Origin of the sequence: Okeania hirsuta (assembly GCF_003838195.1) — a bacterium.
GTDB classification, from domain to species: Bacteria; Cyanobacteriota; Cyanobacteriia; order Cyanobacteriales; family Microcoleaceae; genus Okeania; species Okeania hirsuta.
The window spans coordinates 1-24,918 of the sequence record NZ_RCBY01000072.1; the positions used below are offsets into that span (position 1 = coordinate 1).

Below are 24,918 nucleotides of genomic sequence, written 5' to 3' on the forward strand. Positions count from 1 at the left end.
CCCACCCTGTGGAGGAGTGGGGAAACCAGCACCCCCTTACCAACCCCCTTATGGTTGTAAGGCTGATATACTATACGGCACTCACCATGAATTTCCATTTGATAACCCAAATCATTACGCTCTCCTGCTTTCATAGTGATTACTGGTACCAGTTGTTCAGGAGTCATCAGAGGATCGTTTTTGATTCTCTTACCATTAGCTTTAATTTTCCTTTGATTTACATGAATCCTCGTTGGTGCTTGTCGTAGCCCCTTACACCAAACACCTTGAGGACCTCTTTTTCCTGGTATAACAACAGGCATTCTATTATATAGAGGAATCTGCCAGAATCCTTTACGCTTGTAAGCCCCTTTGATTCTACCTTGAGCAAGAAGTACTCTCACTCGTTGACAACAAATACCCAACAAAAAAGCTGCTTCTCTAGTTCCAATGATAGTCATTTTTACTCTAGCACTATAGTTTTTACTTTATTAAAATAGAAAATCAAAAAACATCAAAAAATTATGAATTTTAATCTACCCAATCAAGCTGGACAAAATCAAATTGATTATACCACCTTACAAGTATCTAATATAAATGTATTTTATGGAGAAAGTCATATTTTGCGCGATGTTGATTTAACCGTAAAACCTGGAGAAATGGTATGTTTAATCGGTAGAAATGGAGTGGGCAAAACAACATTACTCAAAACAGTAATGGGACTACTCAGGCCACGGACAGGAAAAATTAATTTATGGGGTAAAGCGATCGCCACTCTCCGACCAGACCAACGCGCTCGTCTAGGTATTGGTTATGTACCCCAAGGTAGAGAAATTATACCTAGGTTAACAGTCAAAGAAAATTTATTGCTTGGTTTAGAAGCAAGAAAAGAAGATAGAAAAGGAAAAAATGAAATACTCGAAGAAATATTTGAATTATTTCCTGTTCTAAAAACAATGTTATCTAGGATGGGAGGAAATTTGAGTGGTGGTCAACAACAACAATTAGCGATCGCTCGTGCATTGATGAGTCAGCCTAATTTACTTTTGTTAGATGAACCGACTGAGGGTATTCAACCTTCTATTATTTTAGAGATAGAAACAGCGGTGAGAAATATTATTCAAAGTAGAGGTATTTCTGTTTTATTAGTAGAACAACATCTCCATTTTGTGCGTAAAGCAGACCGATATTATGCAATGCAAAAAGGAGGAATTGTGGCATCAGGAAATACTACAGATTTAAGTCAAGAAGTAATCCAAAAATTTTTAGCAGTTTAATATCAAATTTGTTTACTTGGTGAGTCATATAATTTCTACTCTCAGTAGGGGTTGACTAAATATTCTTGATTTGCTAATATTTGTTCACATAAAGTCTTATATGTCAATATAGAATTATGAGTTATGTTCCACCCCAGAAAGCCGTAGAAATACTTGGCTTGCATCCTAGTACTGAATAGTATTAGTTATAATATAGATAGTTATTAACCTTTGATTTTTAATCTTTGATTACTTTAACTTACCAGTACAAACTTAAACCAAGCAAACAACAAGAAACTGAAATAAACCAGATTCTTGATGTTTGTAGAACTGTGTATAATTATGCTCTGAGAGAGCGTAAAGATTGGTTAAGTTCAAGGAAAGTAGCAATTAATAGTTGCTCAATCCTAACTGAATATATTATCCCTGCTGATGCACCTTATCCTAATTACAATCATCAAGCTAAAAACCTAACAATAGCGAAGAAAATTCATCCTAGATTAAAATCAGTTAATGCTCAAGTTTTACAACAAACTTTAAAAACTTTAGACCGAGCATTTTATGAGATGAAATCTCTTGGTAAAGGCTTCCCTAGATTTAAGAAAAAGTTGAGAAGCTTTGTCTTTCCAGCAATGCTGAAAAACTGTCTAGGTAATAGTAGAGTTAAACTGCCTCAGCTAGGGTGGATTAAAATTAAACAAAGTAGGCCATATCCAGAAAGTTTTCAAGCTAAACAAGCTAGGATAGTTAGAAAAGCTACTGGTTATTATTTGATGATTACCTTTTCTTCATCAGAGTCAGTTCCAGATAATCCCGTAGGCAATAAGTCATTAGGTATTGATGCCGGAATCGAAAGTTTTGTTGCTACTTCAACAGGAAAGTTAATCAAATCTCCTAAGTTTTTGTTAGGTCAACTGCGCGAGCTTAAATTGCTGCAAAGAAGACTTAAGAAAAAAAAGAAGGGGTCAAATAATTGGTTAAAACTTCAGAACACAATAGCTAAGTTACATGAAAAAATAGCTGATGCTAGACGAGATTGGCATTTCAAACTAGCCCATCAAATTTGCGATTTAACAGATAATATTTTTGTTGAAGATATTAACTTCAAATCTTGGTCTAAAGGTATTGTGAGAAAAAAATCTTTAGATTCTGGTATCGGTCAATTTATTAATGAAATATTGCCTTATATTTGCTGGAAAAGAGGTAAGTATTACGCCAAAGTAGACAAAAATTATACTTCTCAAGAATGTCCTAAATGTGGTCATATAGGGAAGAAAAAACTTTCTGATAGAAAGCATAATTGCAGCCATTGTAATTATCAAGAAAATCGCGATGTAGCTGCAGCAAAAATAATTAAGAATAGAGGATTGATAGCGGTAGGGCATACCGTTAAAGAAAAAGCTTGTGGAAACGGTCTGACAGGGGTACAACTCAACTTGTTTGATTTGTTATCTAGTTAAGAGTTCTTGAAGCAAGAATCACCTGTTATAATCTCTGATTTAACGGGCGAGTGTCAACACAAATATTATATATATATAGATTTGGAGAGGAGTCTAGATGACTAGAATCCATTCATCCGATGCCACTCCTGAACGTAGTTGGCAACAAAATATAGAAAATCAATTCCATAATGCTAGACTTTCATCTAGCTTACTTAAATCTTTGACGGCAACTATTTTGCTAACCCTAACTGTTGGATGTATTCCCACTCAACATTTTCAGAGCAAAATATCTCCTACCTCAGAGAAAAATCTTATATCAGTTAATAACTGTGATTTAACTTCCGCCAAAGAAAATAACTCAAAAATTTCTCTAGTCTCTCAAAATGCCAATGCTACTCAATGTGCTTCTGTAGACCCGTTTAGTCAAGCAGTTAGGTTTGCCACAAAAGCCTCACAGTTAGCTCAGTCCGCGAGAACTAAACAACAGTGGGATAAGGTTGCCCAAGAATGGGTACAGGCAGTTGCTTGGATGCAAGCTGTACCACCAGGAAACCCTAGACGTGCTTTTGCTGAGAAAAAAGTTGCTGAGTATATGAGAAACTTAGCTTACTCTCAAAAACAAGCAGCTTCTGCACGTTCTCAGTATAATCCTGTTTCCTTCAATAGTGATATTCTCGACACTCAGTTAGAACTTTATCTGTCTTTCGTTGCTACTGTCGGTCCGCCAGATGTTTTAATTGTGGGTAGTTCCCGTGCTTTATATGGGGTCGATCCGCAACAACTACAACAATATTTAGTAGCTAAAGGCTATCGTCCGTTAAACATATTTAACTTTAGCATTAATGGGGCAACTGCTAGAGTAGTAGACTTTCAACTGCGTCAACTTTTGAGCAATAATCAACTGCCAAAATTAATTATTTGGGCGGATGGAGTACGAGCTTTTAATAGTGGACGAGTAGATCGAACTTATAATTCAATTGTTGCTTCTGAGGGAAAAAGAAAATTACTTTCTGGTGTTCGTCCTCAGTTACCTCGCGCTCAGTCTAATTTTGCTTCTACCTGTTATCAGTTTCCCAAACCTTATAATGTATTTGCACCTCCATACTCTCCTTTTGAGATATCGCGAGGAGAAGCAATGGAAGTTAGTTATAGCGAACAGACAACAGCGGTGGGACTCCGCGTCGGTGACAGAAGCAAGCAGTGGGAGCCAGGTAAGGAAACCTTGCTATGGGAACTTGCAGCAACAGAGGGAACGCATACCAACAGAGGAAATACCGGAGTAGGAAATAATTCTAATATTCTTTATCCTGACTATTTTAAGACTACCCAATATTCTTATAAACCCCTATCGCAAAACTCCTCAAACTTAACATCTTATCCTCAATATTCTACTCAACCTGTACAAACAGTAGCGATCGCCGATGTTGCCAATGCTATTGATGCTAATGGGTTTCTACCAATGGATGGGCGATTTAATCCTTCCTATTATTATCAGCGACGACCTTATGTAGCAGGGCTTTATGATGGCGACTATGCTGGTTTTTATCTTGGGGGTACTCAGGCTACAGCTTTAACTTCCGTTGTTAATTTTACTAAATCTCGCAATATTCCTTTAGTTTTTGTTAATTTACCTCTTTCTGATAGTTATTTAGATTCTGTGCGTTGGTCTGCTGAAGAAGACTTTCATCAGTGGATGCAGAGTCGAGCAAGAGAAAATGGTTTTACATTCCTAAATTTCAATTTATATCAGCCTCAACTCGCCAAAAATGAATATTTCTTTGACCCCAGTCATCTAAATCGTTATGGTGCTGCTGCTGTAGCTCGTTATATTGCTGCTAGTACTAGAATTTCTTGGCCACGTTGAAGTAGGTCGTAGGTTGTAGGGATATTCGGCGTTGGTAATTTGAGGTATGATATCATGTCTGGATAAGATCGCGATAGAACTCCGTGACCTTTACGCGACCAAAAAACTTTCTCCTTTTACTCGGGGTTTCTTCTTCTTTCTTCCCTCCTGACTCGGTCCTCCTGACTCCCCCTCTTGGGAGGGGCGCGCGGGTGGGTTGACTCCTAAAGAATTAAGATTAATATCATACACGCGCTTTACCAACGCCGGATATTCTATGGAATGTCCCTACTATGAAGAAGGTGATAGGTTTTAGGCTTGATCTGGACCTATTCCACTATTTTTAACAAGCTTATTTGTTTAAGTAAAATGTTCTTGAAAAGCTTAATTTTTCATTTTTAACTCTCAAAATATTTAGGTTTTTTAGCAAAAATCCTATTAGTGGGATAGGTTCATCAAGTCTGGATAATTCAACCATACATGATATTAGGTTTTATATCATGTTCTCCCTTCGGGGGAGCTACGTTTACGGTAGAAAAGTTAAATTAAACTTGTAGTTGGGTTTGAGCAATAAGATACAGCAGATTGCTGGTATATGAGATACAAATATTAATGATAAAGTCTTTTTAGTGCGCGCATCTTGCCCGCTACGGGTGTATCTCACTGATACGAAACACACTGTAAGTATTTAAAGGGCTAAAGCCCAACTACAAACATAATATTAGGGATGTTCTATGGAATTTCTTTTTACTTGAAATAATTTTTAGTATACTATAGCACTACGCAAATAGGTTAGGACATTGATAAATCCTCAAACGAGCGTCAGGGATTACTTCTGATCTCAAATCCGTTTAATTCGGTATAAAAAAATGTTTCATCTTCAACCATTACCAAATATTTCTCGATCTCCCCATCTCCCCATCCCCAAATAATTACACCGATGCTACCGGATTTGATAAGTAGCTAGGCAGAATTAAATAGAAAACGTTCTGTGGTATGTTGGTCTTGTTGAGCGCGAGCTTCTACACCCTCTATAACAGCCATCGCCAAATCATATTCATCTTCAAAAATCCGACCAGCTAGTTCATGTGTTTTAAGTTGATGCCACTGTGCTTCAATCAGATTCATTTGTGAGGAATATTTGGGCAGTTGGAAGAAAAATAATCCTTGGGGCATGGCAATAACTCCAACGTTCTCTGATTTTTTTGCTCAGGTGTATAGAATGGTTATCTTGAACTATTACTGTGATTTGTCCCGTCTGCTCAAAACCTTGAGAGGCTTGTTGAGCTTGCCAGTCCATTAGCTTAAGGTAAGATTCTCCTTTAAAAGAACCTAACTTTAGTCCATCATCAAAACTAACTCCGATGGCATAAAGACCTAGAATATTTAACCTTTCCCCCCGTTTTTTTGTCTGTTTGAGGAGTTTTTGCTGTCCACAACGAGCATAACTGTAACTGACGGGACTCCAAATACAAAAACCGGATTCCTTTACGGAATTTTAGGCAAATCTCTCCTGCACTGTGAGACCACAATAACCATTCGTGCGTCAGCTTTTTTGGCTTGTTTTTGTTGAGCATCTGGGGGGGGAAGGTTGTTGATATCTTGTCCTTTTCCAACGCCACCCCTTTTTTTGAGGACTTTTCAGTAGCGATCGCTACTGAGAGTCACTCCTCGCTCTTGAGATAGTTTTCGGGATAATTGAGCCGCATTATAGGTTCGTTCATCTTTTTCCAAACAAATCTCTATATGTTTTATATCTTCTTCAACCCACTTGGCTTTTCTTCCTCTACCTATCTTTTCCCACAGTCCCTCAAAACCTTGGCTTGACCAACGGTGAAGACTGTTTCTCACGGTGTGAGGTGACTTATTTTTATATAGCAGCGATCGCTGCTACAGACCATCCATGATGATTGAGTCGAACTATTTCCGCTGTTTCTCTCACTCTTGAGGGGATTCCCTCAATTTTCTGGAATTCCAGCAGTTCTTTGTCTTCAGCTTCACTCAAATGTACTCTTAAAGGGGCTGGCACACTATAAATTTTCCTCCATCTACTCGACTAGGCTATTTTACAACTTTTTTGCCTGCCTACTTATGACTTCTGACTTCTGACTTGCGTGCAGCGCTATAATTGGCCATATTTGCTTTAAATTCGTGCAATTTATGAGAATTTACGATCGCTGCTTCCACTTTGTTGCACTACTTCTAGAAATAGCTTCAGCGATCGCACTGAATTGATAATATATTTATAGTGGAAATAGCGTAAGTGCTCGCACGTATTTAATCTGCTAGTTTTTTTGATTTTAACGCCAAATAAAACTTCTCTGTATATAGCTTTCAGGCTTTTTTTCTGGCAATTATTTTTATATAAAATATTGCGGAAGTGACAAATTAACCAGATTTAAGCAGATGATTTTGCCAGAAAAGTTATAATTTCTAGTTGCATTTACAGAGTAAACACAAATTTTACCACTTCAAAAACATATGAAAGTCAAGCAGGCAAATACTTACAGTATTATTTGTCTAACCTTGATCAAACTCATGCAAATCTTCACACATCTTTTACCTATGAGCCTTCTACAGTAGTTATATTAGATTTAATCAAACTCAGATAATACAAGATTTTTCCTTCTCCCCTAGATAACTAAACGCCTTCTTCCTGATTCCTTCTTCTTTTTTCCTTCTGCCATAACAGAGCAATTATCCAACTCCTAAAGGCCGTAGTTATTGCTATACAATGATTCAGTGGTGCAGAGATTTTGCCAATCTCTATCTAAAATCTAGAATATTAACTATGGACATTAAACGAGTAATTATTGCTCATAAGGCCAAAGATGATGTGAGTCAGCATTATGCAGAACAATGTGCTAGACAGTTGGAAGATAGAGGCTGTCAAGTGTTAATGGGGCCTAGTGGACCACAAGATAATCCATATCCAGTTTTTCTTGCTTCTAGCACTCATAAAATTGACTTAGCAGTGGTTTTAGGAGGAGATGGTAGTGCTTTAGCTGCTGCAAGACATTTAGCAGCTCTAGGTATTCCAATGTTGGCAGTTAATGTGGGAGGACATTTGGGATTTTTGACAGAAAGTTTTGAAGATTTTAAGGATACAGAGAAGGTATGGGATAGGTTATTTGAAGACCGCTATGCTGTACAACTGCGAATGATGTTACAGTCAGCAGTGTTTAATGGCGATCGCACTAACCTCGAACCATCAAGCGATCGCTTTTTAGCTTTGAATGAATTTTGTATTAAACCTGCTTCTGCTGACAGGATGCCCACTTCTATTTTGGAAGTAGAAGTTGATGGTGAAGTAGTAGACCAATATCAAGGGGATGGACTTATTGTTGCTAGTCCGACTGGTTCTACTTGCTATACTGCTTCTGCTAATGGACCAATTATGCACGCTGGTATGGCTTCTATTTCTGTTACTCCAATTTGTCCTTTAAGTCTTTCTAGTCGTCCTATTGTACTTCCTCCTGGTTGTATAGTTAGTGTTTGGCCTCTACAGGAGCACGATCTAACTACTAAACTTTGGGCAGATGGAGTTCTATCTACTGCTATTTGGCCTGGACAACGGGTGGATGTGCGTATGGCAGATTGTCAGGCTAAGTTTATTATTTTGCGGGAAAATTATTCATTTTTCCAGACTCTTAGAGAAAAACTACAATGGGCTGGTGCCAGAATTAAGTACAATAATGAGCATCGTAGTAGTTAAGTGGTAGATAGTAGGTGATCTCCAGTTATCAGTTAGCCTCCTCCGGAGCAGCTACGCTCACAGTACCTCTAGCTGAACCCTTATGCTTAACACAAGGAATATTCTCTTTTCTCTTGGTCGATTAGATATGGCGTTTGCTAGCGCACAACCAGGTTAACGCGTTTGCGATAGCATTCTGTAAAGAAAAGCGTCCCGGAGGGAATGGAAACCTCGCCATCTCTCGACCGCTTTTTATCCTCTTAAAAAGGGAGGCTTGAGACCAAATTTTTTTGGTCAAGAAGAATTTCTTTTACTGAATAAAATTTTGCTAAAGTTGTGCCCTAGATACCTCACATATCCCGATTTTCAAAACTCTGATATTGATGGTCAAAAATGCTTTAAGTAAGACAAAAAAAATTCTGAAAATTGTCTCAATTAAATCGATTTGTCCTCTATATACCTCACATTTCCCTATTTTCAAAACTCTAATATTGATGGTCAAAAATGCTTTAAGTAAGACAAAAAAAAACCTCAAAATTGTCTCAATTAATCTAATTTTATGTTTGCTTATATTAAGCTTGGTTGAAGGTCTATCTAGCATTATTTTACTGTTTTATAAAATCAGTAAAGTTCAACCAATCAGCGAAATACGCCACACTCAATATGATGAGTTATTAGGATGGGTGAATATTCCTAATGCTGATATTCCAAATATGTATGGTCAGGGGATATATTTTCGGACAAATTCTCAATCATTCAGAAATAATGAAGACTTTACTATTAATATTCCCCCTAATAAAGTTAGGATAATTTGTTCTGGGGATTCTTTTACAATGGGATGGGGTGTTAGTAATGACCAAACATGGTGTCAATTATTAACATCTATCAATCAACGTTTACAAACTATTAATATGGGTCAAGGGGGATATGGTATTGACCAAGCTTATTTATGGTACAAACGTGATGGTACTAAGTTTGACCATAATATTCAGATATTTGCTTTTATTACTGATGATTTTGTGCGGATGCAGCGGGCAAGGTCTTTTGGTTATGGGAAACCATTATTGTATTTAGAAAATGGGGAGTTAGTTAATCATAATTTTCCTGTGCCTAGAGGTTCTTTTTTAGTTCCAAAAATTACAGAAGGTGGCAGATATATTCAGGAGTTAAGATTTTTAAATCTATGGCAAACATTGTTTCCTAGAAAAATGGAAACTGACAATAAATATGTTGCTCAAACTCCTGCTATAGCTATCAAAATCTTTGAACAGTTGGCGAAGATTAATCAAGGGAAAAATAGTAAGTTAGTGGTTGTTTATTTGCCAATATATTCTGATTATTATCTGAATGAATCTAGTTTTTGGCGACAATATCTACAGGCTGAATTAGAAAAACGAAACATAGTTTATATTGATTTGATTGCTGAATTTAGAAAGAGAATGCCAAATGAACAAGTAGAAACTGCTTTCTTAGGTGGTAATGGGCATTATTCTGTATCTGGTAATGAATTTTTTGCTAATCTTTTGTATGAAAAGTTATTATCTATGCCTGAAGTTGCAGTTATTTTACAGCAGTAGAAAATGTTATAGCAATTCCCATAATGGTGAGGTAAAAAATTCATTTGTTTTAGGGAACAGGGAACAGGGAACAGGGAACAGGGGACAGGAAAGAAAAAATAAAGATAGGTGTACCTCATTTTGGTATTAGCTCTGAGTTTTGGAATGATTTATGGTGTTAATAGTTATTAGTAATTAGATTTTAGCTATTTTGTCTCTTCTAGAGTAGACATCTCCAGAAAAGAGGCAACAGGCAACGGGTAACAGGGAGAAATAATTGATAATTTATGGATAAGAATTGATTTTATTTTTGATTTTTGGAGATGTCTAGTAGTTATAGCAGTCTAGTGCAGGATGGCAGAAATAAGTGACCAGTAGAAGCAATGCCTTCTTCCTGAGATAGAATACTCAGAAGTGTGATCGCGATCGTAAAATAAATGGTCAATAGCCAAGCTAAAAATGATCGGCATTGAGTTGGATCCTTGAGTCAGTATGACCATGAATCTGAATCTGGTTAATCATCCTCTGAAAACCCCTGAAATTTCCAGATAAAAGGTCTGGCTAGAGTACAGTTGAAATAGTCAATAAAATTCAGTATCTTCTGCTTGAGGTCTGAGGTGGAAGAGAAACTGCTACGCCGGAGTAAACGCCTGGCCAAAATAGAGAACCAACACTCAATTTGATTCAGCCAAGAAGTATGTTTAGGGATATAAACAAAGCGAATCCGGTGAGACTCGTCAGACAAAAAAGCAGCACGAGTTACCATAGACTGGAGAATACCTGATTTCTGTTTCACCCCCAAATCAGTCTGAATACCACAACCTTGAGCCACAAGACGGACTAATGATTCAGATTTATGAGTATTGAGTTGATCTACAAGAAAAATCCATCCTCCATCAGAATCAGTATCGATAGTCTGTTCAATGTGTTGCAGAAAATCAACTTCTGTGGGGGTGGCCTTAATTGAAGGGGTAATGATTTGTCCTTTGGCAATATGGCAGTTGGCCAGTAGACATTGAGTGCCATGGCGAATGTACTCAAACTCATTGCGTTCGACTCGTCCTGGCTCTATTGGTTGAGTGGGGCAAATTCTCTCATTAGCTTGGATACTCGTCATTTCATCGGTACTAATCAGATGAATTCCTTTTTCGAGTAATATCATGTCCGGTAGCATCGGTCTTGTATAGCAAAGGTAAGGAAGAAGGAAGAAGGAAGAAGGAAGAAGAAAGAGGGAAGAGGAAAGAAGGCTACCCTCGCAAGAAAAAACCATCATTTCCTGTAGATATTCACCCTTGGGTTTACACAAACGATATAAACGGACATGATATAATTCTTGGGCCGACAGATATAACTGACAGATAGATTTAACCAGGTCGCGAAAAGCTACTGGGTCAGAGGGATTAGAGTTTAACCAGTAACGATGACGATGAGGTTGTAGAGTCGCTTCCTTTTAAAAAACGCCCCACACTGCGGGGTGAAATCTTCTCCACAATCCTTCTATCTATGGCTTCTTCTGCTAGCTCCCTTGGAGTCCAATGACTCACTGGTCTTTGAGATTGTTTTGGGTCTTCACAGGCCATTGCTACGATTTGGACTACTTGTTCCACGGAGAAAAATTTGGTTGTTCCTGGTCGGGGAGCATCACTGAGAATCTCTTCTATCAGTTTCCTTAACTTCTTGTCGCTCACCTGTTGAGTTTCAGCAATTGCAAGTTGTTCAGAAGCCTCCAACCACCTTTTTCGCCACTGCCTCACTTGCCTTCGATGTAGTTGTAGTTGTTCACTGATCGCTGTATTGTTGGTTCCAGAGGCAGCAGCTAGGATGAGTTTTACCCTTCTGACCAGGCCATAGGAATTGGTGGTCTGAAGGGTAAAACTTGCAGTAGGCTTTTCTGTCTTGGCGACAGGATTATGGATTGAGCTTTGGGGATAGGCATTCATTCATGGGGTTGACTGGGCTTATTGATTGGGCTTCCACAAATTCTAGTTTACTTCATAAATCACTTTTTTTTAGTGGTCACTTTTTGGGGCTGGCCTCTCCGATGCGATCGCACCTCTGAGTATTCTATCTCAGGAAGAGGGCATTGCTCCTACTGGTCACTTATTTCTGCCATCCTGCACTAGTAGTTATAGCAGTCGAAGAAAAGGTTAGAACAGATCAAAAGCTGAAAATTCAGACAAAGCAATATTTTCCCTTTTCCCTCTTCCTTCTTCCCTCTTCCTTCTTCCTTCTTCCCTCTGCTTAACAATAAGGAGTAACATCTTCTAAACAAACATCAGCTAAGAAAGTTAGGGCGCGAAAACGTAAACTAATTAGTTCATAGTAAAAAGGATTTAGTTTACATAGAGGTGGAATATGCAAAACTGTACGACCAAAGAATTTAATATCTCTGGCAAATGGGCATTGAGCCGGAATCAATTGACATAATTTTCTGGCAAATTCAGGATTATTAATATCTATATTTTCTATAAAATTACGGCAAGTTTGTAGCAAAACATCAATGGGGTTTTGGGGACAATTATTAGTAGTAGTTTGCATTTTTTTACTCCTATTATTTTGAATTAATTGTAATGATGATATATAGTTAAAACCAAGAGAATTATGATGAGTAAATGCTGCACTCAATAGCATGAGGATTTTGTCTACAGTAATCATTAAACATAGAAGCTATTTGATGTTTCTGCTGATTAGCTATGCTGCCTAAAAACTCTTCATATATTTGCCAAGCAATTGGAGATTTAGCACTGTCTATATCTTGTAAATTCGTGGCTGAATATGTCCGTGTAAATGTTGTTATCGTTGACTTTTTTGAACTGCTACTAAACATATCTTTTGCTCTGCTTTACTTCATACTTTTAATATACACATAATCAAAACAGATTACAAGATAGTTTTTATATAAAAAATATTTATCAATTATAGGCAGAGCTTATCTTCTCAACCAAATGTCTTTAAATGAAGAGTTAATAGTCTGAAGAGAAAGAATATTTGATAATGTAGTTGCGTGATCGCTGTATAACCAGATTTTATTTCAGTAATTAATTTTTATTTTCAAAAACTAATTTAAGGTAGTAATTCCTCCTAGTAGACTGACACACTTTAAATGGTGTTGACCAAGTTTATTTATGGTACAAACGTGATGGTACTAAGTTTGAGCATAACATTCAGATATTTGCTTTTATTACTGATGATTTTTTACGGATGCAAAGTGCAAAGTTTTTTGGTTATGGAAAACCATTACTGTATTTAGAAAATGGGGAGTTAGTTAATCATAATTTTCCTGTGCCTAGAGGTGCTTTTTTATTTCCAAAAATTAGAGAAGGCAGCAGATATATTCAAGAGTTAAGATTTTTAGGTCTCTGGCAAACATTGTTTCCGAGAAAGTTGGAAACTGATAATCAATATGTTACAAAAACTCCTGCTATAGCCATGAAAATATTTGAGGATTTGGCAGAAATAAATAGAGATAAAAATAGTAAATTGGTAGTGGTTTATTTACCTACTCGTTCTGACTATTATGGAAATGAATCTAATTTTTGGCGACAATATCTACAAGTAGAGTTAGAGAAACGCAACATAATTTATATCTATCTAATTGCTGAATTTAGAAACATAATGTCTAATGACAAAGTAGAAATAGTATTCTTGGGAGGTGATGGGCATTATTCTGTATTTGGCAATGAATTTTTTGCTAATGTTTTGTATGAAAAGTTGTTGTCTTTGCCAGAAGTTGCAGCTACTTTGCAGCAGTAGAATAATTTTGTAGGTTGATTTTTATCCTGAATGCTAAAAGCTGATAGCTAGTTAAAATAAAGGCGAGCGATCGCTAAAATTAAACTTACTTGACTATGGCACAGAAGTAAAAATTTATTTAAAGTCTTTTTATAAGGATGATGGATGAGTCTATATCGATAATAGGATTTTGAATAATTTTCACGATTTTTCCATTAGCTCAATTTAAGAGTTTCAACAATAGTTTTATAGGTTCATAATAACAGTACAAAATATATTAAAATTATGTCCTACATCCTTGTCAAGGTCTTTTAAAGACTCTAAGCTTGAAACTCGAAACTTGTAGTTCCTATATCTAATTTTTTCTTAACTTTCTTAATTGATTAAGAGTTTTTTGATAGAACACTTTATTTTTTTGTTGTTTGTATAAATTGCCAGCTTTTAAAAAATGTTTGATAGCTTGTTGTTTATTTCCTTTTTGTTGATCAACTAAACCCTTATTATAGTAAGCAAAAGCATAGTTAGGATTAATTTCAATACCTCGATCATACTGAACTAATGCTTGTTCATATTTTCCCTGCTTATAATAAACTAAACCTTTGTTAATATAAGCTTTAAAATTATTAGGATTAAGTTGAATTGCTTTATTATAATCAGCTAAGGCTTGTTCATATTTTTCAATATGACTGTAGATATTAGCCCGATTATTATAGGCTATAGGATAATAGGGATTAAGTTCAACCGCTTTTGTGTAATTAGCAATTGCCTGTTGAAAATTTCCTTGGCGATTATTAATTACAGCTCTCTGCAAATTTTTCTGCAAATCTAGATTGAGAAGAAAATCTCGGTTAAGAAATAATAATATTTGAGCAGTATCCCCTATAATCATAATAGATAAGTAGAAAAGTAAGCAGAAAAATAAATTTAAAATTCCTAAAATTTCTGAAAATAATGAAGCTAAAAAAACATTTTATAAAGAAATATTACTAGAGATACTATATAGTATTTCATAAATACGAGAAGAAAGAATAGAATAAGCAATCCCGAAAAAAATCGGTAATAAATAAATTAAAAAGAAGACTTTCCAGAAATTACTACTTACCAACAAACGACTGTAAAAAAGAGCTGTTTTATCCCTTTTTTTTCTAAGAATAAAAGCCAGCCAATAGAATTGATTATTTACTCGATAAATTATACCTGGGATTAATAGTAAAAAATAGCGAATAACAGAGTTGATAGAATATCTAAAGTGTAGGAAAGAAAGGGAGATAAAGCTTGTAAATATTTTTTTGATTATTTTATGATAATTAGTATCTGTTTCTAGTACATAATTTTCTGTAACAGTTGATATGGCTATTAAGTAGCTATTATAAATAAATAATATCAAGATCAATAATGTTAATAAAAAGGTCAAAAAGCATAAAAAAAATAACACAAAGAATATGGGATGTAAAGAAAAATTTGGGAATGCTTCTAAAAGATTATTTTGAAATTCTGAGTTATTTTAAACCCAAAGTACCACTTGTACAATAGCAAAATCAGCTAACTTATCAATGATATAAAAAAATCAAAATATTAGAGAAACTACTACTAGGAAAGCCTTTAAGTTTCTCTGTAAAACATCACTTCCCATTGATAGTAATTCTGTTAAACTAAGTTTTTCATTTTTAATTTTAGAGGGATTATTCATAATATAGTATTTATAAATAGCAAACTCAAATATACCAAAGTCTTTGAGAATTGATATTAGCGATCGCTCTTAATTATGTAACTAATTTTAGAAGTGGTAATTTCTCTAAATTGACTGAATTAAATTTTTATGGTAGACGGCGATCAATACAACTTGCCAGCAATACATTATCCCCTCAATGATGGAGAACTTAATTTAGTATTGTCTAAATTTTTACAAGGTAACTAGATGAGTATACTTTGATGAACTATAATTTGAAGATATTTTAGTTAAATTTTGGCCAAAACCAGATAAAAGGCCATTTGTGAGGATAAAAAAGTTATAGATATGAACATCCTGGGAATCTCAGCCTATTACCACGACAGTGCCGCCGCCCTCGTATGTGATGGAAAAATTATCGCCGCTGCTCAAGAAGAAAGATTTTCTCGTAAAAAACACGATGCCAGATTTCCGAAAAATGCTATTTCCTATTGTCTGAAGGAAGCCAATATAGAATTACTCGACCTAGACCAAGTAGTTTTCTACGACAAACCTTTAATTAAATTTGAGCGACTTCTGGAAACTTACCTCAGCTATGCTCCTAAAGGTTTTCGCTCTTTTCTGATGGCAATGCCGATCTGGTTGAAAGAAAAATTATATTTGAAAACGGTTTTAAGAAAAGAATTATCTACATTGGGTAACTGCAAAGCATCCCATCTTCCCCAACTGATGTTTACCGAACATCATCAAGCTCATGCTGCTTCGGCATTTTTTCCGAGTCCGTTCGATCGCGCTGCGGTAATGTGTTTGGATGGAGTTGGTGAATGGGCGACTACTTCGGTTTGGTTGGGAGAAGGCAATAAACTGACTCCCCAGTGGGAAATTGATTTTCCTCACTCGTTGGGTTTGCTCTATTCAGCTTTTACTTATTACACTGGTTTCAAAGTCAACTCTGGGGAATATAAACTTATGGGTTTAGCTCCCTACGGAGAACCTAATTATGTGGATTTGATTTTAAATAATCTGATAGATTTAAAAGCTGATGGTACTTTCCGGTTGAATATGGAATATTTCAACTATACGACTGGGTTGACTATGACTAATGAGAAGTTTGACAAATTGTTTGGCGGACCTCCTCGGAAAGCGGAAACTAAAATTAGTCAACGAGAAATGGATATTGCTGCTTCTATTCAGAGGGTGACTGAGGAAGTAGTGTTGCGTCTGAGTCGAACGGTGCAAAAAGAACTGAATGCTGACTACCTTTGTTTAGCGGGGGGAGTTGCTCTCAATTGTGTGGCGAATGGTAAAATTTTACGGGAAGGAATTTTTAAAGATATTTGGATTCAACCTGCAGCGGGAGATGCTGGTGGTGCGTTGGGTGCTGCTTTAGCTATTTGGTACGAATATCACGATCAACCACGGGTAATAGAAAAGGTTGTTGAGAATGTTCCAGAAATGGAATTAATTTCTGTGGAGTCTGGAAATACTGCTGTTTCTGTGGCAAAACCTCCTGTTTGTCGCGCTCCTAATGACATGATGCAAGGTGCTTATCTCGGACCGAAGTTTGCAGATGAGGAAATTCGGGAATATCTAGATGCTATTCAGGCAAAATATGAATATTTGCCAGATACAGAATTAATGCCACGGTTAGCAGAAATTTTAGATAATGGTAACGTGGTGGGATGGTTTCAAGGTCGGATGGAATTCGGACCCCGCGCTTTGGGGGGGCGGTCTATTATTGGCGACCCCCGGAATCAAAAAATGCAGTCGGTGATGAATTTGAAGATTAAGTATCGGGAGTCTTTTCGACCTTTTGCTCCTTCGGTTATGGCAGAACGGGTTTCAGATTATTTTGATATTGAACATTCTAGTCCTTATATGTTGTTGGTAGCTCCAGTGCAAGAGAATTTGTTGATTCCGATGACAGAGGAGCAAAAGCAATTATTTGGAATTGAGAAATTGAATGTGCCGCGATCGGAAATTCCGGCAATTACTCATGTTGATTATTCGGCGAGAATTCAAACTATTCATCAGGAAACTAATGCTCGGTATTATGATTTGATTCGGCATTTTGAGAAGCTCACAGGATGTGGAGTTATTGTGAATACATCTTTTAATGTAAGAGGTGAACCAATTGTTTGTACGCCCGAAGATGCTTATCGGTGTTTTATGCGGACAGAGATGGATTATTTGGTGGTGGAAAATTTTTTGATGAGTAAGAGCCAGCAGATTCCTTGGGAAAAGGATGAGTCTTGGAAAGAGGAATTTGAGTTGGATTGAAATTAAATCAAAATTCAAAAGTTAAAATTAGCCTGTTATGAGTGGATTAGTTATATTGCCACTCAAACAGAGTTAAACAATTTTTAACTTTAACCAAAACGCTAGATAAGCAGTATACTCTTTTAGAGTACACTCTTTTCAAGAAATCTTTTGAGTTAGATAGTTGTCCAATTATATCCATTCTAGAACAAGAAAGTGAAATATAGGAGGCCAAATGAAAGCAAGCTTATCTTTAAAATGTGCAATCTTGACAAGTATCACAATTCCCCTTATGGCAGCTAAACCGGCGGGTGCATTGTCTTTCACAAACCGTAGCCAATTTAACTCATCTCTGAGTTCTCCAATAGATATCTTATTTACAGAGACTCTCGATTTTACTTTTGGTACAGGTGCAACGTTTTCAGGTGTTCAAGCTGGAACGTTTAACCCTGAACCATTTCAACAAGTCTATGCAAACCTGGGTGTAGTTTTTGCAGAAGGAGCTGCTGGATTGGGTGTTCCTTTTGGTAACGACAACAAGCCTGGTACTCAACTAGGTGGAACTGATGCTGTACTTGTTGGCAATTTTGGATTTGATTCGCCAGCATTGGGAGCTTTTTTTGTTGATCCACAAACACCTAATGGCTTCGTTAGTCCATCTCAAGCTTTTGCAGTGGGTGGTGAGGTTATAACTCCTGGTAATGTGACGTTTAGTGTTTTTGATATTAATGGAAATTTGATTCAATCAGTAACTCGGAACGGTAGTGGTTTCCTTGGAATTACTTCATCAACCCCAATTGCTGCTGCTACATTTGAATATGATGATCGCAATTCAAGTAGTTTGGATACTTTTATTTTCCAAATTGAACCTGAAGATGTCCCTGAACCTAGTTTCGTTTTCGCCTGTGTGGGTCTTAGTTTTGTGTTTATTCGTCGCAAACCCATGAAGTAGTCTTAAGTTTGACCAGTAAGCAGTCGTCTTGTGTCAGTAAGGTGCGTTAATGAAATGTAATGCACCATCTTTATGAGGACTTACGCAGTACCGCCACATATAGTGTATAATTTGGTCATTATTGCTGATATAACCACTGTAATTAGTGCCATTCCGTAAGTCTTGTTTATTTTAATTTTTGTGTGTTAAGCTGATGCTTTTTCCTCAAGAATGCTTTGCATATTCTAAAAATGAAAATGTATAACCCACCACACCCAGGCAAAGTACTCAAAGAACTCTGTTGCTTGCTAAAGCTTAAAAATATAGACTATCCAAGACTTATATCTACAAAATGTTTATGTTTTTACGCCATTAATCTGTGTTACTATTACATACGTCTGCTAAGACCAGAGGATTTTAGCAACGATTATGGAGTGTTTTGCACTCGACTTTTCATCTCTGATGAAAACCCCAGAGGGAGTCCTAAACTCAATGTGCTTGAGCGGAACATTAACCTTCTTTGCCAGTAGACTTATGGACAGGTGAGTCGGAAAATCGCTTTTAGTCACCGATGAAGAGCGTGTTTAGGATTGTCTAGATTTTTAGAAGGTGAGGTCGCAGGAGCTTTAGGTGTAAGCCCAGAAACATTGCTATAGCAAATATTATTGACAACCTTAGCTAATCTTAAGTAAAGTGATTCAATGTAAGTAATGGCCAAATCTCACGGTTCTTTAACAGGGATAGAAGCAAAAATTGAATATCATCCTGTTTTTGAGGAACTGGGAAAATTGTATGAATCCTGGAAACGGTCTGCTGTCAACTGGATACAAACTGAGAAGTTGTCAGAATCAGAAGTAGAAAAGCGTCTAATGAAGCGGTTTAATATCCAGTGGGCATGGGCTGATTCAATTGCCACTGAAGCCACTCAATGCTTAAGCCAATTAAAAACAGCTAAGAATAACAATATCACTAAATTAGAGTTACAAATACAAGCTAAAACAATTGCTGCCAAAAAACTCATCACTAAACTAGAAAAAACATTAAAATTAGCAACAAAAAAAGGTTTTCCGCATATACAGGCCAGAAATAAATTTTGTCATCAATTGCTAGGTTTAAAGAGTAAAATTCAGAAAATAGCAAGTCTGAAACTAAAATTAAAGCAGTTAAAAAACACAGAACGTTTACATATTTGTTTTGGAACACAGAAATTATTTAATGCTCAACATAATTTAGCAGAAAATGGATATAAAACCCAAGAAGAATGGGGCGTAGATTGGAGAAAAAAACGCTCAGGCAGATTTTTCTGTGTAGGAAAATCTCAGCCAGGGGGTGGAACTATGCTCAAAGTTTTCCCATTACAAGAGAATGGATTATATCAACTACAAATTCAACTACCTAGACCATTACAGGATAAATATGGTCAGAAAATACAGTTAGAATTTTCAGTTTCAGATAGGGATGGCAGATATAGAGCAACAGATTTAGATTATGCAATAAATAGTTTAAAACCAATCACAATTCAAATTTTTCGCAGGGAGCATAAACAGGATAATTGGTATGTACATCTTTCTACTTATGTACCAGAAATTCCAGTAGTTCATACAAGGAAAAATGGTTGTATAGGTATTGATTTTAATGCAGAATCAATTTCAGTTGCTTATGTTAAATGGGATGGAAATATTGAATATTTAGAAGAAATACCTTACCAATGGAAGAATAAAACTACTGGGCAACGACAAGCATCAATGAGAAATATTGTTTGCCAAGTTGTGAAATTAGCAGAATTTTTTGAATGTGCTATTGCTATTGAGTCTCTGGATTTTACCAAGAAAAAATCCAAGATGAGCGAGGAAGGTAAAGTTTATAATGAGATGCTTTCTAACTTGTCTACAGGGATGTTTAGAGAAGCTTTAGAGTCACGTTGTAGAAGATTTGGGGTTGAATTAATAAAAGTCAATCCAGCTTTTACCAGCGTAATTGGAATGATTAATTACATGGCTAAGTATGGCCTGAATAGTGGCACTGCTGCTGCTTTAGTAATTGGCCGTAGAGCCTTAAAATTATCAGAAAAAATACCACAGTGTTTGTTGAGACCAGAGGATGTCAACAAACATGATTGGAGTCATTGGAGGCGAGTTGCTAGTTTTATTAAACTACATCGTATTCGGAGGACTCAACTTTTTCAATGGAGGAAAGCCCTTGAGGGTATCCTAACCCATAGTTTGTGGGCGGAACATCAACTTTCACAGCAAGTACACATTGAAACGGGTGAGTAATAAAATCATTTGCACCTCACCAGATAGCAAATGTCTAGCTTTGTCTAGTTTTCAAGAAGGTGTAGAGAGGGATGTATCAATTAATATGGAGTTTGGTCCAATAGTTTTTTATGATGGACAGGGTATTTTTGTGCGAAAAAATAGTGAAGTAAAGTCACTTAATGATCTAAATGGTAAGGTAATTTGTGTTCAGACAGAAACTACTACCCAAAAAAATTTGGAAGATGAAAAGAAGAAGCGTAACTTAACATTTAAAATTAGACCGCTTAAAGATGAAAAAGATGTCTATCGACTATAGATGAAGAACAAATTATGGATCGCTGTGCAGAAAATCTTTCTGAACTTAATAAAATTCCCTTGACTCAGATTGCTAATACATGATCAAATATTAACGTTGATATTGAGGTCAAGGGTTTGTCGGCAATTTGGTTTGCCTTTATCCAGTTTCACAATTCAGTGCAGCAGAGGGATGAGCGATCGCTTACTCTCATATTTTTTAGTCTACTAAAGCGATCGCTTACTATTATTCTTCGGTAACTTTGATAATTCTTGTCACCTTTTTATGAAACGCTAACTATTGTCCAACAGTTAAGGAAAAAAAATTATGGGTACTAAACAAACATCTTTCAGCAATATTGAGGTCAAGGGTTTGTCCGCCATTTGATTTGCCTCGCTCCAGTCTAATAATTTAAGGGCGAATGCCATTCACCCCTACATTTGACCTTTTAGCAATTTGACAAATTGATAATTTTGTGGTATGCAAAAAGGAAATTATAGTAGGTAAGCGATCGCTCCACCCTTCCCCAAACACTTTTTAGAGTATAGTAACTTTGATAATTAATGTTATCTTTTTTCTCAAACACTAACTATTGTCCAATAGTTAAGGAAAAAAATCATAGGTACTAGAGAAGCATCTTTTTTATTAGGTATATCTCGTCAACGTTTATTAGTTTTATTAGCTCAAGGAAGAGTTAAAGGAGCTGACAAAAATGGTAGATTTTGGAATCTCATTTACTATTGTTCTTAAGTAAAATTAATTATCAAAATTACTTTTTTATTAAAAACTAACTATTGTCCAACAGTTAAGGAAAAAAATCATGGGTACTAGAGAAGCATCTTTTTTATTAGGTATATCTCGTCAACGTTTATTAGTTTTATTAGCTCAAGGAAGAGTTAAAGGAGCTGACAAAAATGGTAGATTTTGGAATCTCATTTACTATTGTTCTTAAGTAAAATTAATTATCAAAATTACTTTTTTATTAAAAACTAACTATTGTCCAACAGTTAAGGAAAAAAATCATGGGTACTAGAGAAGCATCTTTTTTATTAGGTATATCTCGTCAACGTTTATTAGTTTTACTCGCTCAAGGAAGAGTTAAAGGAGCTGAGAAAAAAGGTAGATTCTGGGAAATACCTGCTTCTGAGAGTGGAATGCCTGTAATAATTCCGGCTCGGCGCGGTCCGAAAGGTATGTGGCGCAAGAGAGAATCTACCACACCAAAAATGATTCATGTCAATCAAAACAAAATTCAAAGTAATAAAAAGAAGCCTCCAACAGAATTGGAAGCTGTAGTGTCAGTTAAGCACAGCGGTCATAACTATTATGGTTATGAGTTATATATTTCAGGTCCTTGCCAAATCGTCTATCGACCTTACAAACCAGCAAGTTGTGGCGCTCATCTATGGATTAATACTTTTGATTCTGTGCAATTTATAGATACTAAATCCAATCCAGCTACGGCAAGACAATCTAGTAAACAAATATACGCATAGTTTATTTCCATCTTAGGGTGAAAAAAAGTGCGTCTGTTTGAGTCTACGAACGCTGAAAAAGCTTACTGGGTGACCAGTGTTTAAGGCTTTTGGGCATCACTACCGTTCTACCCAACTTATATTGACTTTTGATAACTTTTCTGCTAGGAGTTAAAAGTTAACGAAATATTGATTATGCATAACTAATGAGCGATCGCGAGATACCGAAAATTGATAAGAAGGGTCTCAGGGAATTTGGTCTAATAGTGGGTGGTGTTTTTGGCGGTTTATTCGGTCTATTACTACCGTTACTCCACAGACATTGGCCTCCTCCTGCATGGCCTTGGATAATTGCTACTCCTCTATTGGTATTGGCAATTGTTTCACCCCCAACTTTGGGACCTGTTTATAAGTTTTGGATGCGGGTGGGAATTTTCCTGAGTAAAATAATGACTCCCCTATGGATGGGGTTAGTATTTTATCTTGTAGTTATGCCAATGGGTTTGATTATGCGAATGTTTAAAAAAGACCCAATGGAACGACAATTGAATACTGAAACTTCAACTTATCGGGTGATGAGTCAATTAAAAACTAGAGAAAGTATGGAGCGACCTTTTTAAATGTTTGAAGGAATATTAGACTTTCTCAAAGACCTTTGGGGTTTTATGGGAGAGCGGAAAAAATATTGGTTATTACCTTTGATTATTACTTTAGTTTTGTTAGGAGCTTTGATTGTTCTGAGTCAATCTTCTGTAATTGCACCGTTTATTTATACTTTGTTTTAATTTGACGTTTAAAAAAGCGGTCAGCGGTCAGCAGTCATCAGTCAGCAGTAAACGTTTAGAAGGGGACTGTTACTCTTCCACGCACCTTTCGGTTTATAGAAACTGGGGATTTAAACCAGAGCTTCTAAAAGCTGTTAACGGAGTTCCTCTGCAAGAGGCTAGCTGTTTGCGGAGCATTCCGGTATGGAAATGGTAAAAGCTAATAGCTAGTTAACTTTACATTTCTAGCAGAAGGTTTTAGTTACAGGTACTAATAACTGTTAACTGATAACTGATAACTGAAAAGTTGGGTTTATCCCCAGGATAAACTCTGCTAATTTTCCTCAACCCAATCTACAGGATCAAAATACAAAAAAATTATAGCTGAGAGGATGATTAAACTAAAAACTTTGGTGGTAAATTTAGGTATGATTTTCGCCAGTTTATTTGTTGGGATAGCGATCGCTGAAGTAGGAGCAAGAATTGCTGGTTTGGAGGGTTTAAAAAAAATGTCGGAAAGTACCCATGCAGAATTTTATCCTACATTTCATACTATTCCTCATCCGGTTAGAGGTTGGGAATATAGAGGTAATGTTTCTGGTTGGTGGACGAGCGAAGGAAAGGCTTATTTAGAGTTTAATAGTCATGGTCTTAGAGGACCGGAAATTACTAAAGCAAAACCAGAAAATACTCTAAGAATTGCTGTACTTGGGGATTCTTTTACTTCAGCAGTGCAGGTTTCTTATCAGCAAACTTTTGTGGCAGTAATGCAGAAGGAATTGGGAAAATGTACTAATTTAGAAAGTCAAAAAGTAGAGGTAATTAATTTTGGAGTGGATGGTTATGGAACTGCCCAACAATTATTAACTCTCCGAGAAAAAGTATGGGATTTTCAGCCGGATATTGTGCTTTTAGCTTTTTTTATTGGCAATGATGTTACTGATAATTCTCGACAGTTAGAAAATAATCATTATCGACCTTTTTTTGTTTATGAAAATGGGAAGTTAGAATTAGATTTATCTTTTAGAGAACTAACTATTAGTCAAGCAAACCGCTACATGATTACTACAGTCGATAAATTACCAACTTGGCTAGTAAATAATGTCAGAATTTTACAAATTATCAAAAAAGTAGAGGCAGATCAAAAGAAGAGAAATGCTGCCAGACATTTTGAAAATTTACAAGCTAATAATTTTAGAGAACCGCCAAATTCTGCTTGGCAAGAAGCTTGGAAAATTACTGATGAACTAATAGGAATCATGGCAAAAGAAGTACAAGAAAAAGGTGCAGAATTTAAAGTAGCTAAAGTGATGACTCCGATGCGAGTTCATCCAAATCAAGAATGGCGAGAAGGGTATATGAAAATTATGAATATTCAAGACTGGTCATATCCAACAAAAAGACTGCAAAATTTAGGAGAAACTTATAATTTTTCTGTGATTGATTTAGTCGAACCTTTTGATGATTATGTTCGGGAAAATCCGGTTTGTGTTCATGGGTTTAAAAATACGACAATGTGTACGGGACATTGGAATGCTACAGGGCATAAATTAGCAGGAGAAATTATTGCTGAAAATTTATGTAAAAGGTTATAGCGCTACGCGCAAGTTAAAAGTCAAAAGTCAAAAGTTAAAAGTAATTCCTGTCTAGGTTTGAGCATTTAAAATGTCCTAACTTTTGCTTCGACTGCTATATAGGAGAGTGTGGGAAGTGTGGAAGTAGGGGAGTAGGGAAGAAAGTTAGTATTTTGGGCAAATAAGGGCAG

The 24,918-nt window shown here is 36.2% G+C and carries 26 protein-coding genes; 16 read left to right on the forward strand and 10 right to left on the reverse strand.

The window, feature by feature from the left end:
- The coding region (locus tag D5R40_RS14025; RefSeq protein ID WP_124154779.1) for a DNA-binding protein at positions 1-440 on the reverse strand (440 nt) is incomplete at its 3' end.
- A gap of 63 nt (positions 441-503) precedes the next feature.
- Here D5R40_RS14025 and urtE point away from each other — a divergent pair.
- The 3 genes from urtE to D5R40_RS14040 all read left to right on the forward strand — a co-directional run bounded on the left by urtE (position 504) and on the right by D5R40_RS14040 (position 4,541).
- On the forward strand, positions 504-1,256 hold the full coding sequence (urtE, locus tag D5R40_RS14030; RefSeq protein ID WP_124146041.1) for an urea ABC transporter ATP-binding subunit UrtE: 753 nt from the start codon (positions 504-506) through the stop codon (positions 1,254-1,256).
- Positions 1,257-1,480: 224 nt separating this feature from the next.
- The gene (locus tag D5R40_RS14035; RefSeq protein WP_124146040.1) at positions 1,481-2,695 is read left to right on the forward strand and encodes an RNA-guided endonuclease InsQ/TnpB family protein; all 1,215 of its coding nucleotides are present in this window, start codon (positions 1,481-1,483) and stop codon (positions 2,693-2,695) included.
- A 97-nt stretch (positions 2,696-2,792) separates the two neighbouring features.
- The gene (locus tag D5R40_RS14040) at positions 2,793-4,541 is read left to right on the forward strand and encodes a hypothetical protein (protein WP_124146039.1); all 1,749 of its coding nucleotides are present in this window, start codon (positions 2,793-2,795) and stop codon (positions 4,539-4,541) included.
- 942 nt (positions 4,542-5,483) lie between these two features.
- Here D5R40_RS14040 and D5R40_RS14045 read toward each other — a convergent pair.
- The 3 genes from D5R40_RS14045 to D5R40_RS35220 all read right to left on the reverse strand — a co-directional run bounded on the left by D5R40_RS14045 (position 5,484) and on the right by D5R40_RS35220 (position 6,549).
- A complete protein-coding gene (locus tag D5R40_RS14045; protein WP_338043223.1) occupies positions 5,484-5,702 on the reverse strand; it encodes a hypothetical protein in 219 nt (72 codons plus the stop codon).
- 459 nt (positions 5,703-6,161) lie between these two features.
- Positions 6,162-6,371, reverse strand: coding sequence for a helix-turn-helix domain-containing protein (locus D5R40_RS14050; RefSeq protein WP_161564638.1), 210 nt, complete (start codon positions 6,369-6,371; stop codon positions 6,162-6,164).
- Positions 6,372-6,390: 19 nt separating this feature from the next.
- Positions 6,391-6,549 (reverse strand): hypothetical protein, encoded by a 159-nt coding sequence (locus D5R40_RS35220; RefSeq protein WP_161564637.1) that lies wholly within the window; start codon positions 6,547-6,549, stop codon positions 6,391-6,393.
- 762 nt (positions 6,550-7,311) lie between these two features.
- Here D5R40_RS35220 and D5R40_RS14055 point away from each other — a divergent pair.
- Both D5R40_RS14055 and D5R40_RS14060 read left to right on the forward strand, forming a co-directional pair.
- Entirely contained in the window at positions 7,312-8,235 is a 924-nt protein-coding gene (locus D5R40_RS14055) for an NAD(+) kinase (protein WP_124146038.1), read from the forward strand.
- 473 nt (positions 8,236-8,708) lie between these two features.
- Positions 8,709-9,791 (forward strand): SGNH/GDSL hydrolase family protein, encoded by a 1,083-nt coding sequence (locus D5R40_RS14060; RefSeq protein ID WP_124146037.1) that lies wholly within the window; start codon positions 8,709-8,711, stop codon positions 9,789-9,791.
- Between the two features lie 493 nt (positions 9,792-10,284).
- Here the strand turns inward: D5R40_RS14060 and D5R40_RS14065 are convergent, their stop codons facing one another.
- Positions 10,285-10,932 carry a transposase gene (locus tag D5R40_RS14065; RefSeq protein WP_124147257.1) on the reverse strand — a complete coding sequence of 216 codons (648 nt, stop codon included), beginning with the start codon at positions 10,930-10,932 and terminating at the stop codon, positions 10,285-10,287.
- A gap of 17 nt (positions 10,933-10,949) precedes the next feature.
- Between D5R40_RS14065 and D5R40_RS14070 the strand changes: the two genes are divergently transcribed.
- Positions 10,950-11,132: a hypothetical protein gene (locus D5R40_RS14070; RefSeq protein WP_124154781.1), complete on the forward strand. Its 183-nt coding sequence runs from the start codon at positions 10,950-10,952 to the stop codon at positions 11,130-11,132.
- Positions 11,133-11,170: 38 nt separating this feature from the next.
- Here the strand turns inward: D5R40_RS14070 and D5R40_RS14075 are convergent, their stop codons facing one another.
- The 3 genes from D5R40_RS14075 to D5R40_RS14085 all read right to left on the reverse strand — a co-directional run bounded on the left by D5R40_RS14075 (position 11,171) and on the right by D5R40_RS14085 (position 12,597).
- Entirely contained in the window at positions 11,171-11,710 is a 540-nt protein-coding gene (locus D5R40_RS14075) for a helix-turn-helix domain-containing protein (RefSeq protein ID WP_124146036.1), read from the reverse strand.
- 301 nt (positions 11,711-12,011) lie between these two features.
- Positions 12,012-12,308: a Mo-dependent nitrogenase C-terminal domain-containing protein gene (locus D5R40_RS14080; protein WP_124146035.1), complete on the reverse strand. Its 297-nt coding sequence runs from the start codon at positions 12,306-12,308 to the stop codon at positions 12,012-12,014.
- 61 nt (positions 12,309-12,369) lie between these two features.
- Positions 12,370-12,597, reverse strand: coding sequence for a CP12 domain-containing protein (locus D5R40_RS14085; protein ID WP_124146034.1), 228 nt, complete (start codon positions 12,595-12,597; stop codon positions 12,370-12,372).
- 374 nt (positions 12,598-12,971) lie between these two features.
- Between D5R40_RS14085 and D5R40_RS14090 the strand changes: the two genes are divergently transcribed.
- The gene (locus tag D5R40_RS14090) at positions 12,972-13,523 is read left to right on the forward strand and encodes a hypothetical protein (RefSeq protein WP_124146033.1); all 552 of its coding nucleotides are present in this window, start codon (positions 12,972-12,974) and stop codon (positions 13,521-13,523) included.
- 334 nt (positions 13,524-13,857) lie between these two features.
- Here the strand turns inward: D5R40_RS14090 and D5R40_RS14095 are convergent, their stop codons facing one another.
- Together D5R40_RS14095 and D5R40_RS41045 are read right to left on the reverse strand one after the other, a co-directional pair.
- Complete coding sequence (locus D5R40_RS14095) at positions 13,858-14,391, reverse strand: tetratricopeptide repeat protein (protein ID WP_124154782.1); 534 nt, start codon at positions 14,389-14,391, stop codon at positions 13,858-13,860.
- Positions 14,392-15,069: 678 nt separating this feature from the next.
- Positions 15,070-15,192: a hypothetical protein gene (locus D5R40_RS41045; protein WP_275670407.1), complete on the reverse strand. Its 123-nt coding sequence runs from the start codon at positions 15,190-15,192 to the stop codon at positions 15,070-15,072.
- 327 nt (positions 15,193-15,519) lie between these two features.
- Between D5R40_RS41045 and D5R40_RS14100 the strand changes: the two genes are divergently transcribed.
- From D5R40_RS14100 to D5R40_RS14130, 9 genes are all read left to right on the forward strand, one after another.
- Positions 15,520-17,451 (forward strand): carbamoyltransferase family protein, encoded by a 1,932-nt coding sequence (locus tag D5R40_RS14100; RefSeq protein WP_124154783.1) that lies wholly within the window; start codon positions 15,520-15,522, stop codon positions 17,449-17,451.
- A gap of 271 nt (positions 17,452-17,722) precedes the next feature.
- Entirely contained in the window at positions 17,723-18,382 is a 660-nt protein-coding gene (locus tag D5R40_RS14105) for a hypothetical protein (protein ID WP_124146030.1), read from the forward strand.
- A gap of 689 nt (positions 18,383-19,071) precedes the next feature.
- Positions 19,072-20,637: an IS200/IS605 family accessory protein TnpB-related protein gene (locus D5R40_RS14110; protein ID WP_124154784.1), complete on the forward strand. Its 1,566-nt coding sequence runs from the start codon at positions 19,072-19,074 to the stop codon at positions 20,635-20,637.
- Complete coding sequence (locus D5R40_RS14115) at positions 20,630-20,935, forward strand: type 2 periplasmic-binding domain-containing protein (protein ID WP_205127449.1); 306 nt, start codon at positions 20,630-20,632, stop codon at positions 20,933-20,935. The genes D5R40_RS14110 and D5R40_RS14115 overlap by 8 nt, the downstream gene beginning before the upstream one ends.
- Before the next feature lie 799 nt (positions 20,936-21,734).
- A complete protein-coding gene (locus tag D5R40_RS41050; protein ID WP_275670406.1) occupies positions 21,735-21,866 on the forward strand; it encodes a hypothetical protein in 132 nt (43 codons plus the stop codon).
- 70 nt (positions 21,867-21,936) lie between these two features.
- The gene (locus tag D5R40_RS14120) at positions 21,937-22,410 is read left to right on the forward strand and encodes a hypothetical protein (protein ID WP_124154785.1); all 474 of its coding nucleotides are present in this window, start codon (positions 21,937-21,939) and stop codon (positions 22,408-22,410) included.
- Between the two features lie 185 nt (positions 22,411-22,595).
- Positions 22,596-23,009, forward strand: a complete 414-nt coding sequence (locus tag D5R40_RS14125) for an SxtJ family membrane protein (RefSeq protein WP_124146027.1) — start codon at positions 22,596-22,598, stop codon at positions 23,007-23,009.
- Positions 23,010-23,174 (forward strand): DUF5989 family protein, encoded by a 165-nt coding sequence (locus tag D5R40_RS37035; RefSeq protein ID WP_192901158.1) that lies wholly within the window; start codon positions 23,010-23,012, stop codon positions 23,172-23,174. It abuts the gene before it with no gap.
- 371 nt (positions 23,175-23,545) lie between these two features.
- Complete coding sequence (locus tag D5R40_RS14130) at positions 23,546-24,748, forward strand: SGNH/GDSL hydrolase family protein (protein WP_124146026.1); 1,203 nt, start codon at positions 23,546-23,548, stop codon at positions 24,746-24,748.
- Positions 24,749-24,918 lie beyond the last annotated feature (170 nt).